Source organism: Alkaliflexus imshenetskii DSM 15055, from assembly GCF_000517065.1.
Classification (GTDB): Bacteria; Bacteroidota; Bacteroidia; order Bacteroidales; family Marinilabiliaceae; genus Alkaliflexus; species Alkaliflexus imshenetskii.
In genome coordinates this window covers 3,228,571-3,249,403 of sequence record NZ_KI912105.1, presented here as the reverse complement: position 1 = coordinate 3,249,403, position 20,833 = coordinate 3,228,571, and the positions used below count along the sequence as shown (strand labels likewise).

At 44.7% G+C, this 20,833-nt stretch carries 3 protein-coding genes; 1 reads left to right on the top strand and 2 read right to left on the bottom strand.

Annotation, left to right across the window (positions count from 1 at the left end):
• Positions 1-13: 13 nt before the first annotated feature.
• Positions 14-889, top strand: coding sequence for a hypothetical protein (locus ALKIM_RS0113665; protein WP_026475131.1), 876 nt, complete (start codon positions 14-16; stop codon positions 887-889).
• Between the two features lie 141 nt (positions 890-1,030).
• On the opposite strand, the gene ALKIM_RS18630 is transcribed toward ALKIM_RS0113665, so the two are convergent.
• Both ALKIM_RS18630 and ALKIM_RS0113655 read right to left on the bottom strand, forming a co-directional pair.
• Complete coding sequence (locus ALKIM_RS18630; protein WP_044117959.1) at positions 1,031-11,695, bottom strand: T9SS type A sorting domain-containing protein; 10,665 nt, start codon at positions 11,693-11,695, stop codon at positions 1,031-1,033.
• A gap of 555 nt (positions 11,696-12,250) precedes the next feature.
• The gene (locus tag ALKIM_RS0113655; protein WP_157363913.1) at positions 12,251-20,623 is read right to left on the bottom strand and encodes a T9SS type A sorting domain-containing protein; all 8,373 of its coding nucleotides are present in this window, start codon (positions 20,621-20,623) and stop codon (positions 12,251-12,253) included.
• Positions 20,624-20,833: the final 210 nt, after the last annotated feature.

Genomic DNA, 20,833 nt, shown 5'->3' with positions numbered 1-20,833 from the left:
TAATCCAACAAACATGGATTTGTATATTGCCCCGGTAAAACTCAAACTTCAGTCAGACGAGCGGATACGGTTCAAACTTCTCCCTTCTGCCGGATATCTATCTCCCATCATTCAGCCATCATCTGAATATTTGTGCTGCTTTAACGTATCGGAACACACGCCTTCGCTCGAAGCGTATAAACCAGAATTTGCCGGAAAATCAACAGACAACCTGTTAATGCCATACAACTGGTTTATCTATACGAACAACGCCACCATTGCCATAAAAATTGAATACATAATCCCAAATTTTGCCGACCGGGTGCTGGCCATCATTACACCCTCAGAAAAGCGCATCGACATTTGGATACAGACCAAATCAAATGAGACAATTGTCATTGACCCACTTTTTCAACCACTGGGGTCATTACTTATGGTTTATCTGGCACACTTTTCAGGTGGATTTCTGATACACGCGTCAGGTATTTCACACGAGGATAAAAATTACATCTTTACAGCTGTATCGGGCACAGGTAAATCAACTATGGCCAAAATATGGAAAGAGTCCGGCGCCACCGTCTGCAACGATGACCGCCTCTGGATTCATAAGACGGATGGCAGATGGCACATGTTTAATACGCCCATGGTGTTCTACTCACAGCCGCCACTCGCCTACCCAATCGACAAGATTTTTCTGATTAGGCAATCGCCGGTGAACGAAGTCTCAAAAGTAGAAGGCGTCAAAGGCTCCATGCGGGTTATGGCCAACTGTATTCAGCATCTTTTTAATAAAGAGATGTCGGCTCAACATTTAGATAAGCTAATAGATTTTACCTCTCAGGTACCTGTGTACGATTTGGGTTTTAAGCCTGACAACGAGATAGTGGATTTAATCCGAAAACTTTCCTAAGAAAAAAGGGCATCACACAAGGAGAAGCCCTTTTTTTGTATCGATAGCTTCACTTGGTGTGAAGTCATCAATAGATTCCATCGATTTCATAATTGAGGGCTTCACTTGGAGTGAAACCCTCAATATCTGTCAGTGATTAAATTACCTACTGTTACCAATCACCCGCTCACTCTTAACAGCTCCACCGGCGGCAGCGCGCACAATGTACACACCACTTTCACGCGGCAACATGATAATGGTTCGGCTGTTGCGGGCAGTGGTCTCACTTACCTTACGCCCTTCGATGGTATAAAGTTCGATGATACCTTCGCCTTGCTGAAGCAGCTCAGGTGTGAAGCTCACCAATACTTTACCATTCATGCTCAGGATATTGATACCGGCAGAAGTACGGCCGTCTTCCATGTCAGGCTCTATCCTGGTTGACACCTGATAGAAATGTAGCATGAAGCGGTCGTCACGCTCGCCTGTCTCCGTAACAGTATAGGAATAGCTTCCTCCACGGGTGATGTTGCTATAGGCTCCGGTATCTCTGTCCTCCAAATAGACAGAGTGCATGCCATTGAAATAACTCATGTCGAAAGTCAATGTGACTTCACCTGTTTGACGGTTGCGAACCGACAATGGGATGGTACGATTAGCTGCCACCAGTTCGGGCATGCCGTTGATGGCCAGTTCACGACCACCCACTTTGGTATAAATCTCCGGTACGCGGTTGTCATCATTTCTATACTTCTCAGAGTCACCTGTGTCGATTCCCTCGGTGGAGCGTGCAGAGAAATAGATAACGGCACCATCGCGCGAAACGCCATTGTCAGCCACAATACGCACCACATCGCTATTTCCTGAACTGCCACTTTTTAGTCGCGAAGTAGCATAACCATGCGCTCTTGTTGAGTTGTTAAGGGTAATCTGTGCATTGGCAACACGGGGGCGCACAAACACAGATTGCATCGGAGCAATGCGAGCCATCTCATCCTCATTGAATGTGCTGCTGCCATCAGGGAACAGCGCCACTCTTGCACCCTCATCTGCATCCCAGTTATAGGTCACAAACGCCATAGCCTCGCCCACTTTTGCGCGATACCAGATGGTAGGTTCAAAATTTGCCCGTTCCCAACCGGCATGGTTTTGCCAATCGATAAAGCTTGGGTATGGGTTGGCCATGAGTTGATAACGGTTCTCTATAAAGGTACGTGTTATAGGACCAGAATTAAGCACACCGGTATAAGACAAACTCTTCAAAGTCTCACCAACAGGCAGTACATAGTAAACAGCCACCCCTTCCAACGGACGTAAAGCAGTGTTGCTGTGCTGTGTATAGGTAGAATACCACTTATCACGATACACATTGATAAAAGTACCACTACCATTGGCGCCGGGACTGAAATTGCCAAAAGTTGGGTTTTGGATGGAGCTACCCAGATAGAACCACTGCTCTTTTGGAAGAGTCAGATTAACTCTGGCCACACCGCTTCCAGTTTGCGAACCGTTGTGAATAAAAGATGCCATGCCATTCACCAGATAGGAGTTGTTAAGCACCAGTTCCCCACTGTTATTTAACACTCCATTTAGCGTCACCTTGGCTCCTCCGTTAATGGCGACAGATGCATTTGGCTCAATGGTTAGGTTGGTGATTGTAACCTCATCGTTTAGGTGCGGCTGATGAATCATTTTGGATGAAATCACCAGATTGCTCATGGCAGGCACGCTACCATTACACCAGTTGGCCGGATTGTTAATTTCAGAGTTAACTACACCGGTCCAAATTCCATTTGATGTGTTGGCGTTGAGCACAATTGCAGCTGAAGTAGCCACACATCCCTGTGCATTTGCGGCACGTACAGTTATCTCGCTGCCTCCTGTGAGAGATGATGAGGCAAACAGATTACTCGTACCGGTTAACACATCCACACCATTTACTCTGAAAGTATAGCTTGATAAACCGGGAGTGGCTTCAAACGCCACCTGGGTGCCAAGGCAGAATAGTCCACCTTCTGCATCAGAAATAAGATTGACAACAGGTTGAGGATTAACAATCACCTGAGGCTTATTGGCTAATTCGATTTCGCATGCCAGGTTAAACGCTACCACAGTGAAAGTGTAGGGCGACTGACCATGCGACAAATCACCCGTTGGCAGCAACAAATCAGCACCTGTACCACCTACTGATGGGCCTCTGTAAATGCCGTTTTGGTCTCTTAAGCGATAGGATACATTCAGCTCAGATGCTGCCACACGAATAAAAGTACCAGTTCCATCGCAAACCTGAGCATCCTCAACAGAAACAATGCGGCCATTAATGGCTGGACTAACTACTATATTTTCGGTGGTTTCCCCCTGAACAGAAGTTGTTCCAACACGCTCTTCCACTTTCACACTGCCATTACCGGCTGTATTCCAAACTACAGTAATGCTATTACCATTCGCAGCAATCGTTCTCCAATTGGTAGCGCCTGCAGTTTGAATGGTTCCTCCTGTTACAGTCCAGAGATACTGATTATTTGTAATGGCTGCCGTAGTATATGTTACAGTAGTACCTATGCAAATATTAGGTTCTTTGGGGTTAATATCGGGCACCGGAATATCGGTCACCTCGATGGCAAACACGGTAGAAACCTGACAACCGGTAGCGGTTGTAGTTTCCGTAACCTGAAGTTGATACGTGCCATTGGTAGTACCAAAAGTGATGTTTGTTGATGCGGCATTAGGCGTGGCGATGGTACCACCCGCTGCACCTACCCAACTCCATGTGTATGTGTTTGCACCATTTTGGGGTGTTGAGTATGTACGCACCTCACTACGTCCAACCATTGCAGCACCGGATATTACCGGCACAAAAGCCTGCTGAACAACCAAATTAACCGAGCCGGCATTGGCAATACCAGCAGCCGAGTTATCCGACACCGAAACCAGCGATACCGAGTAATTACCGGCACCGGCTAAATCGGCTCCTGTAAGCTGAATCACATAATTTGGCGAAGTAATGCCCGTTTGTGTAAAGTTACGGGTTACAGGTCCTGTTACACGATAGCTAAGCGTCCATGGCGCAGTACCTGTTAAAGTCACAGGAATAGATGCCACAGAACCGTTGTTACAAATCTCTACTTGCGTAAAGTCACTGATGGTAGCCGTAACACCGCTTAAACCAAGGGTGAAAATATAATCGTTGGTTGTCACCCGATTGGCTGTGGCAACCGTTTTTGCCGAAGCATTAACCGTTTGTCCGCGCTCGCTCCATTTGGTATCGGCATTGTTGTACTGCACAACCCTCAGCCTGTTTCTCAGCGAAGCATCAGAAGTAACACCCGGGTAAGAGTAGTCGTCCCAACGTAATTGAATATTTGCCGAAGCACCTGTAGGACGAGAAACCAGCCAATGCTCGTTATTACTTACCGATGTGATAGGTGTATTTAGATTTGCCTCATTGCGTGGATAAGGATTTTCATTCACATACTTCACAGTCCAGTCGGCTGGAGAAGCTCCTCCCTGGGTATTCAACACAGCCATGCGGCCATATCGGCCATCATTACCTACCTGGAATGTAAAAGATTGACCACTAAAAATACGTTTAGTCAATGGTCCATCCACGTAAGCATTGGCGTTGCCACCAGCTACGGCATCAGCAGCCGTATTGGTTACATGAACCACCTTATTATCGTAACTGCGGATGATACCACGCGACAAACTTAAGCGATTTGAAACAGCCAGAGCAGCGTTGTTGGCGCTCTCTGCCATATCAACCACACCAGTAGTATTCATAGTCACGTTGTAGAAATTCTCAGTTACACGCACATTAAACTTCTGCGTGCGATTGCCATCGAACACCACAGTTCCACGACCGGCAATAAAGCCACCGGCTGATGTATTCTGATTTATCCAGTCGCCACCCACATAGATGGTTCGGTTGTAATTCGAGTTATTGAGTACTGTACCATTGCGGATAATCAGATTACCATTGATTTTCATATCCTCGGCACTGATATTTTTGGCGCCGGTTCCGGAAAGAATTACATTCTGATAGGGTTTATAAACATTACCCGGCTTAAGTGGCAGGTTAGCTGCATTGTTACCTCTAAACTCGATTGTTGTTGACACATTATCAAAGAAGTCATCAAAACGTCCACCGGGTAAAACAAAAATTCCTTCCGATGTTGAGTTTAATGCCAAGGTTCCAATTCCAAAAATATGGCCTAGATTATGGTAAAGCGTTGTGCCTGCATCTAAAGTTCCATTAATTTCAACAGAGTATGAGTAAGCGCTGTTGGAATTTAAGGTAACTGTATGACCTGTAGCAATTATTACTGGATTGCCATTTGGAGTTAATCCACTGGCAGCGCCACCCTGAGTTAACGACCACGTATTACCATTATTCCAGTTGCCAGTTTGACGACTATATAGGACAGGCTTGGTAACAAAGTTGGGCGCATATCCTACTGTATATTCACCAGTAATGTAATCTGCTGTAAAATTGATGGTATTATCAGCAGCGTTAACCACGCTGCCAAGGTTGTACCATGTATAGTTCTCATAATCGTATCGACCACCAACATACTGCAACTCATCAGCATTCACATCGTCCTGCACATAAGTGTAGCGATGGTTAACCGACAAACCTCCAAAACCCTCCGATTTTACACTCCAGTAATAGGCCAGCTCATTAGCAACTGCATCATTCACGGCCGCATGTTTTTCGTTTATTGGGCGCAAGGTGATTGAACCTGCTGCGCTATTGGCCAATATGGTATATGCCGCCGGCGTATATTTACCCTGAACACCTATTGGGAATACAAACTCAGGTGAAGCGCCTGCATTAAACAGTTTGCGAACGCCCTGGTCGGAAAGCACACCGTTGAGCATCACCATTTGCTTGTTATTGGGCGTACCGCCAATGGTGGCACTTTCACCAAACGTAAGCAGATAATCGTTCACATAAAGCGAACCCGCCGTGAAGGTGAGTCGGCCATTAATACGCATGTTGTTCACCACAATGGCTCCATTGCTGTTGTTCATCAAGATATTTCCGAACACAGCATTATTGCCCGATATGGTTTGCGCTTGTGTGCCTTCAACCGATATACCACCGGTTGCAGAACCACTCACATGTGTTGCCACATTGTGAATATTGCGCGACACTGCCACAATGTTACCGCCATCGTTAAACACGCCGGAGAAAAGCGACAAGTTATTATTTACAAAGAGCGCCGAATTAGCCGCCAAAGTTAAATTGGCCGAGCGCACTTCCAAATTGGCAAAGTTGGTCACATTGGTGCCAACACCCTGAATGGTTTGACTTCCGGTTCCGTTGAAACGTGTTACCTGAGTCGCAGTTCCGGGCCGGAAACCTCCCTCATTTACACCACGGTTGGATGAAATATTGTTGTTTATCAAACTTCCTGCAATCTCCACATCAAGACCGTTGGCCATGAATAGCGAGTTATTGCTGATTGAAAGAGCATTTTTAACCACCAATGGCAATACTGCCAATGAAGCTGCTTGTCCGGTATTTGCACCAATTGTGATGTTCCAAACCGGCGCCGACGACTGAACAGCAAAGCTGTAACCGGCAGTGTTACCGGTAGCTCCCAACTGAATGGTACCACCTGTTACATTGTGCGCTTCCGGACGAAGGTATAAATCTCCAAAAGTTGTACCCACAGCAGATGGACGCACCAAAGTAAGCGTACCGCCCGATGTGCTGAACAAACTACCGGCATTGACAACCTCCAGCAAGCCACGCGCCGCCATGCGGTTACGACCGGCAATTATAACCTCACCACCGGTTTGTATATAATTAAGCGAGCCACTGGTTGTTGTAGATGGTCGACGAACTTGACCATTTACATACAATGTACCACCCGACACAAAAATCTCAGGTTTACCGGCAGCAGCATATTCAATGCTATTATTTTGATTTTGAGTTGACTGACCAATCTCCATCAATCCACCCAACACCTCTAACTTACCTGCCAGTAACAAGTTGGCATTGTTGTTACCATAAGCCACACGCACCGTACCGGCATTTACCGACAGTGCTGCTGTTGATGGAATAGAGAAGTTAGTTGTCCCATCGGTAACAGTAACCACCAAACCTTCGCGGTCAACCCGGAATGTTCCATTTAACAAGATTAAGAACGGGTTGGTAATGCCTGTAGTAATGGTCGATTTTAAAGTCAGCACCGGTGTGGCATCTGAACCTTTGTCAACAAACAAACTGTGGAAGTTGAATGTGGCACCGGAACCTTCAATAGATGCGTTTTGTTCGCCTTTGAAATAGGTAGCTGTATTACGTGTACTTCCAACCATATTGAAAGTACCGTTGTTAATAAGGTTACCATATATTTCAAGTGTGTTGGCAACAGCGGTTCCACCATTTAAAACATTGAATGATGCCCCAGATGATATTTCCAAATTGCCTAAAACCCTAATATTTGTAACAACGCCATTACGATATTGCAACGTTCCGGATTCTATGTTCAGGTTTTTATTTACCTGATAACTCCTGGATGTCCCGCCATTTCTTGTCTGAACAATATTACTTCCTTTAATTGTTAAATTGTTCAATACTTCTACATCTGTATCGGGCAATGTAATAGTGCGGCCTGCCGAAACATTTAACACAAGATTGTAATATCTGTTAAGTGCAAGTCCTGTTCCACTGGATGATGTAGGCACGACCACATCAGCTGCAGTTGTATAATATTCTACAGTACCACCATTTGGTCCAATGAAATCACCAAAGTCTCCTTGCGGGAAATAGTTTGTACTGGCAATACGCAATGTTCCACTTCCTGTAACGGTTTCCTCCGGTAATGCGGCAAAGTTATGATTGTTGAAATTTTGTAAATCAAGTATTGCACCTTCCTTGATAAATAATGCACCTGCTGTAGCACCGTTAGCCGTCATGGTGACTGTATGCCCCTCACCTATTACCACAATGGTGTTGGCATTAGGCGTAATTGAGCCAGCTCCACCATCGTGCCCTGTCGTACTCCATGTAGCCGCCTGGTTCCAGTTTCCGGTGGTACGCGAGTACAAAACAGGAATGCCGGTAAAAGCAGCGGGAAGCCCCGCTGTATATTCACCATTGGCATTGCTTTCGGCATTAAAGGTGATTACGTTGGTGGCCTGGTTAACCAGGTTCACATCGTTGATGGTGCGCCATGCAGTACCGTAGTTGTAAACAGCAGGGATATAATTATTCTCATTGCCTTGCACAAACGCATCGGTATAGCTATAAGTATGCACCACCGAGTTTGCAGGAATTCCAGTAAAACCACTGCTGGTTGTTTTCCAGTAGGTGGTAAGAGCATTGTTTGTGCCTTGTGCCAAATGGTGACGACCATTTACCGGACGAGAAGTGACAGCTCCCCATTGAGTTGGTACTGCACTAAAACGAACAGTGGCAGGCATATAATAATTTGTGGTACCTATGGCAAAACCAAACGGATAGAGAAACGCATCGGTGTTTGAAAATTGCTTTTGTACACCACCGTTGGACATTAACCCACCGGTCACAATCATTTTGTTGTTGTTAAATGTTTGTGCTGTTCCTGTGGCGGCACTGTAAATATTGGCATCGGCACCAAGCTTAAGCAGATTGTTGCCAATGGCAAAGCGGTGATTACTCACAAGACGTAAATCGCCGTTTACGGCCATAGTGGCATCCATTGTAACCGAGCCCCCACTTTTGTTAACCGAAAGATTATTGAACACGCCATTGCCATCGCCCGAAAGCAACTGAGCAGCACCTCCGGTAAGCTCAATACGCCCTGCACCCGATACCGGGCGAAAATGTGTACCACTGTTGTTGATATTACCGGCAACAGTAATAACACGGCCGTTGTCACGTAAAATGGTCTCTTTACCCAAGGTTAAGCTTCCGCGTACAGCAAACGTTGCAGCACCATTTAGCGTTAAATCGGATTTGCCGACCAGTTCCAAATTGTTAAAGCCGTCGGTTAGCGTTCCGCTGTTGGTAAACGTTTGTGGTCCATTACCATTGAAAATGGTGGTGTTGGTGCCGGGGGTATAGGTGGTATTATTGTTTATTGTAAAATTCCCTCCTACAATAACATCCGCATTGGCATTGCCTGAAGTAAGCACTCCTCTGTTTACAAGCGTAAGGTTGTTCTTTACAACCAAAGGCTGCACAGCAATACCGGGTATTGTAGCATTGTTGGCGTAGGCTCTGGGTTGTGCCGAATTGTTATTAGATGTAGATATAATATTTAAATCCCATAAAGGAGCAGTAGAAAGAATAAACGCATTTCTGTTATTCGGAACTGTTATATTAATCTCACCACCCGTGATACTTACATTATTGGGATTGGCTCCAATTAAAAGACTAAAATTTGTACCTGAACTATTGCCCAATAGGTTTGGTGATAGAATATTTATTACCCCACCTGAAATATTAACTGTATTGTCAGGATAAGGCAATGTAAATGCAGGATAAACATCCATACCACCAAGATTTGGCAAATTGACGGCACGAACGGTTAGCTCACCTCCAGACATATTAAAAGCACCGCGGTGTACGCCTGTTTGATATGACGTACGAACACATTCGGTAGTGATTTCCCCACCTTCAATAATTATTGCGGCCGTAGCGCGGCTCACTATACCTTGTTTGCTGTTGTCATTTAAAATAGAATTACCCGAAACTTTTAATGCGCCATACAACAAAAGTGTAGTTCCGTCGCTTGTTGTTCCATCGCCAAATGTAACATTGGCTCCATCGAGCCACAACATGGCGTCCTCATCAACTGTATAAGTTGTTCCGGTAGCCAAAGATGGTATAACAATGTTTTGTCCCAATCTGACCGTACCGGTCAGTAGACCTAATGCGTGGGGATTATTAATATTTGGCGCATTTGTACCGGGAACTACATTGTTTATACCAAACAACCTGAAATTTCCAGTTGCAGTTGCATCAATATTCAAAACAAATGTTTGGTCAATACCTTTATCTATCTCGATTCGATAAAAATCGCTTTGCCCTGCCAGATAGAGATTCTGATTGGCTGTCGGGTTATTAAACACCACATCTGCACGACCATTGTTTGGCACAACCGTATAATTTGGGGCATCTTGATTGGTAAACCTTACCACACCATAGTTTGTAAAATCCCCATTTACGATAAATCGGTGGTTGGTATCATTTGTACCAATTTGAATACGACCATTGTTATCAACCAAAACATTGCCATTTATCTGTATAGTTCTTGCGATTGCATTATTTCCTATTTGAAACCGACCCCGAGTTATGTTTAAATTGCCATTTATGTTAAGGTTGCCTGCAAGCGTTGCAGTGCGTGTTGCCACTGCAAAATTAAATGTCAGGTTATTATATTCAAGTTGCTGCAGAGTGAAATTTGCAGCCGGATTGTAATACTCTACAGTCCCCCCCCCTGCTGTCGTAAACACATCAAAATTACCACCCGGGAAATTATTGGTTTGAAGACGCAAAGTACCTTCGCCACGCACTATTCCAAAGTTGTGACCAGTTGAGGTTCGCAAGTCAAGCGTACCACCATTCTGAATCTCCAAAGAAAACACCGATTTGTTGTTGTTTGGAATAAACACATCACGACCATTAAGAATGGTTACAAAATCGTATTGACCCGGTACCGCCGGATTAACGGATAACGTACCCGATGGGTCTTGTGTCCATGTGTTGGCACTGTTCCAGTCGCCCGATTGGTAACTGTAGTATCTGTTTATTACTGGAGCGATGGTTATATCGGTTGAACGAAAAACTGCATTACCGGGACCACACACATTGAGATTGCTTCCAAACCAGCATGCCCCCTCATTTACCACATCAAAAGTTAGATTGTTAGTGCCAATTGCCATTGGCGCTGTTACAGCAAGCTCATAAGTACGTGATTCTCCAGGGGCCAGGTTGTCTGCATCCACACGAATCTGGTAGTCTGAATCGGCATTCCATTTAACTCCGATATTGACATCAGGGTTACTGTTGGTCCATGTAGCCTGTCCGGTATTACGCACAGTTACGGATACACTTCTGGTTTCGCCTGTTTCCCATATATCTGAACCTGTGTTCATCGAAATAAACTCGGCACGGTATGCGGGTACGTAAGATATGCGAATTTGACCGGAGGCTCCGGCGCCGCCAGTATGATTTGAAGCCCCAATTCCAAAAAATCCATTGTTTCTTTCACCACCTCCTCCGCCTCCTCCAGGAGCATCTCCATTACCTCCATTTCCATCGGTATTACCTAAGCCTCCTGTACCACCATTGGCACCATTACCACCGTTACCACCAGAATTGCCACCTTGAACGCCATTGGCTCCAGATGCATTGTCTATCCCACCTGAACCTTCTCCTCCAACTCCAGCAGCACCGGCATTCCCACGACCTCCAGTACCACCATTGGCGGTTAGAGATAAAATTGCTGAGTTACCACCATTACCCGCAAAACTATTATTTGCAGCACCTCCAGAACCTCCGGCACCAACTGTATAAGGAATAGATTGTCCGGGAGTAACCGTAATAGTATAAGTAGCATATCCACCACCACCACCGCCGGAACCACCATTATTATTACTATTGGAACCACCGCCACCACCGCCACCACCCCATGCTTCCACAGTGATTTGAGTTACTCCGGCAGGAACAGTCCATGTGCCGTTGCCGGGAGTTGTGAATGTTTCTACTTTCATGTCCCCTTGCCCAACCATTAGCGAAGGCATAGCAAAAACAGCAAATAGAGTAAAAAACAGTGATGCCACGTAATAACGTTTGTCAGCACTGAAAAGATTTGTAGTGGCAAAGTTTATCATAAAGATATCGTTATGTGAATCAAGAAGATACGCATCAAAAAATATTGCATTCTACTTTCGGTGTACTTTGTACGCAAATAATTGTATTAGAGTTATTAAAATGGAGGGCAAAATTAACTGAATTGTGCTGAGTGACTTCATAATAGTGATGAAAAGAATAAAATATTCCATAAAAGGTATTGACAACTCCCGTGAACTGAGTTATGTCATTATTCAATAGAAAAAAAGAGAGGTGTTAATTTTGGATTAATTTCACAGCCAGAGGGTTGATACTTGCATCAGAATCCATTGGTCATCCGGCACCTTAATTATATAATAGCAGATTAAAATCTGTAAAGCATCAAGTGTAATAGTCATTGCTACATCGAGTAAATAAAATGCCACATCAACATACCTTATGCCTAAAAAACATATAATAGGACAATATTAGTTGAGGGCTTCACTGCAAGTGAAACCCTTAGAATAAGTTTAAAATTGTAGCTAAAACAAAAGTGTATTATACAAATGAGGGCTTCACTGCAAGTGAAGCCCTCATTTGTATATAAATAGAATAATCTATCTGCTAGCAGCAATCACCCGCTCACTCTTAACAGCTCCACCAGCTTTAGCGCGCACAATGTACACGCCACTCTCGCGTGGCAACATGATGATGGTTCTGCTGTTGCGTGCAGTGGTCTCACTTACCTTGCGCCCTTCGATGGTGTAAAGTTCAATGATACCTTCGCCTTGTTGAAGCAGTTCAGGCGTGAAGCTCACCAACACTTTGCCATTCATACTCAGAATATTGATGCCGGCAGATGTACGGCCATCTTCCACGTCTGGCTCTATGCTGGTAGACACCTGATAGAAATGAAGCATGAAACGATCATCGCGCTCACCGGTTTCTGCAACAGTATATGTGTAGCTGCCACCACGGGTGATGTTGCTATGGGCACCGGTATCTCTATCCTCCAAATAGACAGAGTGCATACCGTTGAAATAACTCATGTCGAAAGTCAATGTGACTTCACCAGTCTGACGGTTACGAACCGACAATGGAATGGTACGATTAGCTGCCACCAGTTGGGGCATGCCGTTGATGGCCAATTCACGACCACCTACTTTTGTATAAATCTCCGGCACACGATTGTCATCATTCCTATATTTCTCAGAGTCACCTGAGTCGATACCTTCGGTGGAACGTGCAGAGAAATAGATAACAGCACCATCGCGCGAAACGCCATTGTCAGCCACAATACGCACCACATCGCCATGCTCCGAGCTACTGCTCTTAAGCTGCGAGATGGGCAATCCATGCGCACGAGCGGTATTGTCAACAGAAATCTGCGCATTGGCAGCGAGAGGACGCACAAACACCGACTGCATAGGCGCTATCAATGCGAGTTCTTCCTCGTTGAACGTGCTGTTTCCATCCGGGAAAAGGGCCACTCTTGCGCCCGGTAATGCAGACCGGTTGTAAGTTATAAACGCCATAGCCTCGCCCACTTTTGCACGATACCAGATGGTAGGCTCAAAATTCGCCCGATCCCAACCGGCATCATTCTGCCAGTTGATGAAACTTGGATATGGATTGGCCATTAGTTGATAGCGATTCTCAACAAAAGTTCGACTCATGGCTCCTGTATTTAAAACCCCTGTGTATGAGAGTTGCTTGGTAGTTTCGGCACCCGGAACCACGTAAAACGCAGCGATACCTTCCATAGAGCGCAATGCTGTGTTGCTGTGCTGTGTATAAGTAGAATACCACTTATCACGATACACATTAATAAAAGTACCACTACCATTGGCGCCGGGACTGAAATTGCCAAATGTTGGGTTCTGGATGGAACTACCCAGATAGAACCACTGCTCTTTGGGCAAAGTGAGTTGTATATTCGCATGTCCTGCCACTGCACCATGCGTAATCACCGAGGCCATTTTTCCTTGTCCTGTTTCGTTCTTGATGACCAATCCACCGGGTTGGGCAATATTTAAATTGCCGTTAATGGTAAGTTTACCTCCGGGATTGATGGTGAGGGTGGCGCCGCTGTTAACACTTAAGTCATTGGTTTGTGCAATGACACTGCCCTCAATAACAGGCTGATGTGTTGATGTGGCAATAATGGCATTATTTGATGCTGAAGGCACAGTGTTTCCAGCCCAGTTACCTGCAGTAAACCAGTTTGTGGTGTTTGCAGCGCCTGTCCATGTGTAAGGATCGATGCTGTTTGAACCAAAGGTAAACCTGCGGTTATTGTTGTATGCCAGCGAAACAGTGTTGACAGTACCACCCGACATGTTGCCGGTTTTGTTGGTAAAGTCCACAGCGCTCCAGCCCGAACCTGTTGAGCTAACCACCCTGAAAGCAGCATCATCGGGATTAACACCACTATTGGCATCCCACCTTAGGGTTACAACTGAATTGGCACTTGCCGAGGGGGCAGTCACGCTCCAATATTCGTTGGCACTAACGTATTTAACAGAGCTATCAAAAGAACCCCGATCCGCAGCACCACTATTAAAATACTCGACCATCCATAAACCACCTACAGACACATTGTTTACAGAAAGCTCACCATTGCGTCCACTTTTACCCACAGGATATGCAAAAGCATTTCCGGCATTGATGCTTTTACGTAACGGACCATTCACAAAACTGGTTGCAGATGCGCCTGTAATTGCATTTGTATTGGTATTGGCGATGGTTAGGATGGCTGCATCGCTAGTGCTGATAACACCTTTTACAAATGCCAACTCATTTTTCACCTCTAAATGCCGTTGGAGCGTAACACCTGCACTGTTGTTCACCACAAAGTTATACAAGCCATTTGTTCCGGTAAATGATGCTGTTCCTCCAATTGTTTGCGGACCGGTTCCGGACATAGAGATTGTTCCTTCTTTGGCATTGTAACTACCGCTGTTGAATATGATATTGCCTTTCACAGCATTTATCTTACTAAACTCATTCACCAACACAGGACCTGATAGTTCCATGTTACCATTGAAGATGATGGTTTCCAGATTTGACAATCTTCTTGTGCCGGTACCGGAAAACACTACATTGTTTACCACGGGCAACTCGCTGAGGATGTCGTAATTGCCGCTTCCGGCAAACTCCACCGTACCGCCTGTGGGGGCAAAGAACTCATCATAAGTACCAGCAGGGAATGATCCATTTTGCAGAATTAAACGTCCCTGTCCGGCCACGGTCCCGAAACGGTGGTTAATGGTATTGCCAATATTCACAACGCCCGTAGCATTGATTCGGGTGCGGTAAGCCGACATAAAGTTGTCGGTGATGGCAAGATTGTGATTCACAAACACAATGCTACCACGTGGTCCACCTGCAGGAATATTCTCCCCAACAGCTCCAGTGACATTGGTAATTGGATTATAAGTAGCCCAGGTTGAGGCATCAGCCCAGTTGCCATTATTCATGGTGATGTATGATGGCACCTGGTCGGGAATGGCCGTAGCAACTCCGGCAGTATAATCGCCATTTATCAATGTGGCATTTGTATTGTTAAAACGAAATACCAGTTGGTATGTATCTTTATTAAAACCTTCGATTAGCTCAGATCCCTGAATGATGTTCTCCAGTTTATTCCAGTCGATACCCCCCGCAAGAATACGTGCAGCAATGTAATCGCTGAGCGTATTGGGAGCAGTCACCATTGCATCGGCAGGTATGGCCTGCATCACGGCATTACCCGAGAAGCCCGATACGCCTCCTGCATCCAGCGTCCAGTTATAATTCAGAACGTTGTTGCGATTTGCTTCAAGTACAGTGATATGTGCTTCATTGGCAGCTTTAACACGCACAAAACCATTGTCAGCAGTATTGGCAGTAACATTGAGTGTTACCGGCGTGTACTTGCCTCCTGAACCAATGGGATAGACAACTGTTTGCGCCCCGGCAGGAATATATTTCATGATTCCGGCATCGGTAAAGGAGAGGTTGGTCTGAATCATATTGCTGCTCGAGAATGGATTCACAGCCACAACTGTAGCATTCTTCTCAAGTATCATCAGGTTGCGACCAATATCCAGAACGCCTCGCTTCAGCCTTAGCTGATCACTATAGTTTACCGACGACGACTGCGTAGGCACAATTACCCCTTCGGGATTATCTACAGTTAATCGGGCAAATGTACCTGAACCGGTCAATTGCTGCTGCGTGGCTCCCTGTAGTACAAAACCTTCGCTTGCACCACTGCTCAGGGTTACAAACCCCTGGTCTATTCTTGTATTTCCTAATACGGTGACATTGTTAATGCCAGTATCAAAGCTGCCCGATGTCAATGTCAGGTTATTGCTAACAGTCACAGGCGTTGCACTGCTTAAAGTGAGTCGGGCTGTTCCTCCATTCTTTACAAGGTTATGGAAGGTGGTGGCACCGGTAAGCGTCTGATTTACAATACCACTAAAAAAGGTGGTATTGCCTGCTGCATTATAAGTTCCGGCATTTACCATGTTACCTTTAATGTTCACATCCAAACCATTGGCATTAAAGGTGGCGCCGGTGTTTATGGTGAGGTTACCGTTGAGGGTGAGGGGTAATACGTCCAATTGCGCAACAGGAGCATTAACACTATTGATAGTTAAATCCTGTAATGGTTTGCCGGCATATATCCGGATGGTTTGACCATTTACACCACCACCTATCGCAAAGCCGCTGCCTGTAGCAATAGAAGCCGAGGCCGGATCAAAATAGAGTGCTGCAATGGCTGGCGAAGGTTGTCCGCGCAATATGGAAAAGGATGAGCCGGTTTCTGTTTGTACAAAAGATGAGCCCTCGTTTAGGATTTCAAAAACGCCACGGGCATTAACCGGCGCACTGTTTTTAGCTATTTGAACAGTGGTATTGGCATTGGCCTGTGTAAATTTAAGTGTGCCTGCTGTTGTGGTAGTCTGACGTCGTATTTGTGAACCCACATGCAACTGGGCACCATTACCTATCCAAATAGAAGCATTTCCAGATGCGGTATATTGTATGTAGTTATCCAGAGCACTTCCTGTGCCACGGTCGAAGTTTGCTCGTGCGCCATTGTTGAGTATCAGGCTGCCATCGAGCCATAAACCTGTATTGGTGGCACCTCCAATATTTACTTTGGCACCATTGTCAACGTTCAGCACTGTATTTGATGGAATTCTAAAGTCAGCACCTCCCGTTGAAAGATTGATGTCAATACCGGAATTATCGAGATGTGCCATACCCGACTTCAAAACAATGGCTTTAGTAGCACCATCGGTTGCAGCTCCCAAATTAAACGGTGCCGTAAAATGCACTTTTTGCCCTTCCGGCTTATCAATAGTTACCCTGAAGATATTGGCAGTTCCCGAACCTTTTGAGTAGGTTACAGAATTATTGCCTGTAAATACCAGATTAATCTTTTGAGTGTTGTTAAACTGAATGGTTCCGTTACCCAAACTCAGATTACCTTTCAAAAACAGGTTTTTATCTGCTGAACCTGATTGACCATTGAAAGTACCATTGCCGGTGAATATTAAATCACCATTTATGGTCATGTGATGATTATATCCGGTTGTAAAGCCAACTGTACCATTATTAATAATAACATTACCATCAACCGTAACCATCCCGTTATTTATAGCAGGCAAATTAAAAGTAGTACTGGCAACAACCAGATTACCTTTCACTCTTAAGTCACCACCACCATTAAACTGAGATGTTCCGGCTGTTCCGGTAATATGCAAATTAGGATAAACAGGAATAATAGTATTGGCAGGCATTATTCTGGGGCCTGCTCCGGTACCGGTAAACTCCAAAATAGCTTCGGTGCTGTTGCAGAACTCTGAATAATCGCCATTAATACGTGGGTAATCACTATTATAAGTAAAGTTATTCTGATGCACTATCCGCCCATGTCCTTTAATCAAATCGATATTATGTCCCGATGTGTTATGGGCAATGGTTAATGTAGGTGGCGCAACTACATCATTACCAACACCAATGTTGGTTACGGATTTTCCTTTGATGTAAACCTGTGAGGCAACTGCTCCATTGGCGCTGATGGTTACGTTATGGTTGGTAGCTCCTGCACCACCAATTATAACCACATCGTACGATTTGGGAACAGAACCGGTGCCTGTTGTATGATCGGCATTGGTTGTCCATGTAGCTGCATCATTCCAGTTTCCTGATGTTTTACTATACAAGCGAGTAATGCTGTTAAAAGCTGATTGGTTTCCACAAGTGTAATCCTGCTCTAAAGGTGCTCCAAAATCGAAATTAATGGAAGTATTTCCTGGGAAAGAAGCACTTGGTTCTGCCCAGTTAAAATCAGTTAAAACTCTGGCTTTTTGCAAATTGTTATCAATATTGCTACCAAACAAAAAGTGATAGCGCAAACTACTAACTGTTACATCAACATTATTCCAAACACGCCAATAAAAAGGTATCGCATCATTCTTTTTACTATCATCAACTGTTGGGTGCTGCTTATTCACGGGAACAACACGCACAATACCAGATGTATTTAATGTATTTCTGGCGTACAAAGTCATCGGATTATAGCCCGCATCAATACCAACAGGAAATACTTGCACGATTGTTCCAGTTGAATTATTTGAAGCTCCGTAATTACCATTTAACACCACAGGTAATGTCAATCCACCATCGGAAGCATTTCCGGCCGTACGGAACATCCTGTTTGCTGTCCATGTTTGGTCTTTGTAGGTGCCGGCCTCTTCTATTTCGAGGTTATGGATGTCCAGATTCATAATTTGATTTCCGGTAAAAATTACCTCACTGGCTTTAGCTGCACTTGTAAGTGTGATGTGAGGAGCCGAGGAAGTTTTGTTGAGTTCAATCACCCCAAAGGATAAATCTTTACCTCTTGCTGAGAAGAGGTTCCTGGATGTATTACCCGACAAAACCAGTCGCCCGGAACCGGAATTTTGTATGCTGCCGTTAAATAGGGATATGTGACCTTGTGCAGGCACCTGCTTGCTGCCCATGTTTAAATTACCACTAACCAATGTAAGACTGTCGGTAATTGCAAAATTACCAGTACCGGCAAGGTTTATCAATGCCGAAGGTTGCTCTTTCTCAACAAATAGTTTGTTGATAGTAAAAGTAGTACTGTTATTGGTAACTGTACCATTTGCCGAACCATTCAGTGTTATTTTACCTCCTGTTGCAAACGTTCCGTTTATGGTTAGATTTCTGCCCAGAAACAGATTATACGAACCCGGATCAAAGGTGGTTCCGGCAGCAATATTCAAATCATTTAAAACAACGAGATTGCCATCAAAATAGGCATTGTTATCACCATACAGATTGGTCATCCAAACTTTTTGGGTTGAGCCGGTTGAAACGGTACTGAGGTTGTAGAATGGTGCTTTAGACAGAATCTTAAAATCTCTACCTATTGGAACCCGCACTTCAATTGTTCCACCGGTAACAAAGTAATTACCCTCTTGCGACTCAATATTAATACCACCAACGTGACCATCGTTCGCAATCCCAAATACCATGGAACCACCGCTCATTTCAAAAACCTGACGATTATCGGGCAATGAGAAAACAGCATTTTGACCATTATTGGCCCAAGTATTATGGTAGTATCCAGCGGTAAGAAAGTTTATAGTACCACCCGATTGAGAGAAGTTTAACAAGCCTTCCGTATCGCGACGGCGAATATTTGTAAGATTAAGCGTTCCTCCTTCAACAATTAATGATGCAGGAGTAGCAGCGTTATCACTATAAGTTATCCCCGAAGAGTTGGCAGGCGTAGTTAAAACTCCCGCCGAAACCCTAAGTGTACCACGTACTGTGACACCGCTCCATTCCACTCCGGCTCCCAGTGTGGGTGCTGATGTAACACTTGCTCCATCAATCCATAATCGAGATGTTGGAGGTATGGTAAACTCCCTTGGGTTATTACTTCCCCTATTGTGTCCTAAAATTGGAATAACAATGTTACTACCTAACTTAAGTGTTCCATTGCGCAGTACAATTGGTAGCTGTTCCCAGCCCAAAGTTCCATCAGAAGCATCGATTCCGGTAGTGCCGGTTACAGGACCAAATAGTTTGAAATTGTTGGTATTGTTAGCAGAAAATGACAACACAAAGGATTGGTCAACACCTTTGTTCACAATCATTCTATAGAAGTTGGTAGTGCCGTTGGCCACCAAACTATTATTAGAAGCTCCTCTAAACAGCACTTTTACAGCCCCATTATTGGCAGCTGCATATTGTGCCGAATTGGAGAACTGCACAGTTCCATTGTTGGTAAAATTGCCGAAAAGTTCGAGAGAGTGGGTGGCATTCGCAGATCCCACCCCAAAGGCGGCACCATTATTAACTGTAACATTTCCGTTCACAATCAAAGTGCGAGCGGTAGTGCTGTTACCAATATTAAGTGCCCCGGTAATTACATTCAGGTTGCCGTTAAGAATCACATTGGCACCAAGTGCAAGCGATTGTCCTGCACTCATTTCAACTTCCATGTTATAGAAAGTGCGTGTGTTGGTTATGGCAAATGAGTTGCCCTGAAAAACCACAGTTCCTTCTCCTTGTCCTTTTGTGACAAAATGAGTTGCATTACCGGCAGGGAAGTTGTCAGCCTTCATCAGGATGCGTCCGCTACCACGAATGACAGCAAAAGCATGCCCGGTGGTAGTTCCCAAATCGAGGCGCCCATCAACGGTAATAGTGCCACAATTTAGCACAAGCGCCGGGTCTTTAACAGGAACAGTAATGGTTACACCGGTTTTAATAACCACATTGTCTGTGGTTAATTGCGGAAAACTATTGGATGGGTTGTAGTGTATTGCCGCTGCCGGATCCAGCGTCCAGTTATTGGGATTGTCCCAGCTACCTGTGTTTAATGCATACCAGGTGGTTTGGGCGTTGATGGACAATGCTGCTACAACAAACACCACCACCATCATCATTGTCCTTCGCGTGTATATCTTCCTCATAAACCAACAATTTATTCGATTCGAACACTTAAATACCCGTTTACGAAAACGGTAATATCAATTTTAAACGTTTAATCTTCAGTTTGGTTTTATTTGAAATGAAGCAAAAACAGCGGCTTCACATAAAATAAAACAACAAAAATAGTTATTAATATTGAGTTTTTATACGCCAACAAGCTCAATTGGTTGCAGTTAAAAAGTTAAAAAAGA

Coding starts and splice junctions, on each gene's coding strand:
- ALKIM_RS0113655 (WP_157363913.1), bottom strand. CDS start 20,623: ATGAGGAAGATATACACGCGAAGGACAATGATGATGGTGGTGGTGTTT.
- ALKIM_RS0113665 (WP_026475131.1), top strand. CDS start 14: ATGGATTTGTATATTGCCCCGGTAAAACTCAAACTTCAGTCAGACGAG.
- ALKIM_RS18630 (WP_044117959.1), bottom strand. CDS start 11,695: ATGATAAACTTTGCCACTACAAATCTTTTCAGTGCTGACAAACGTTAT.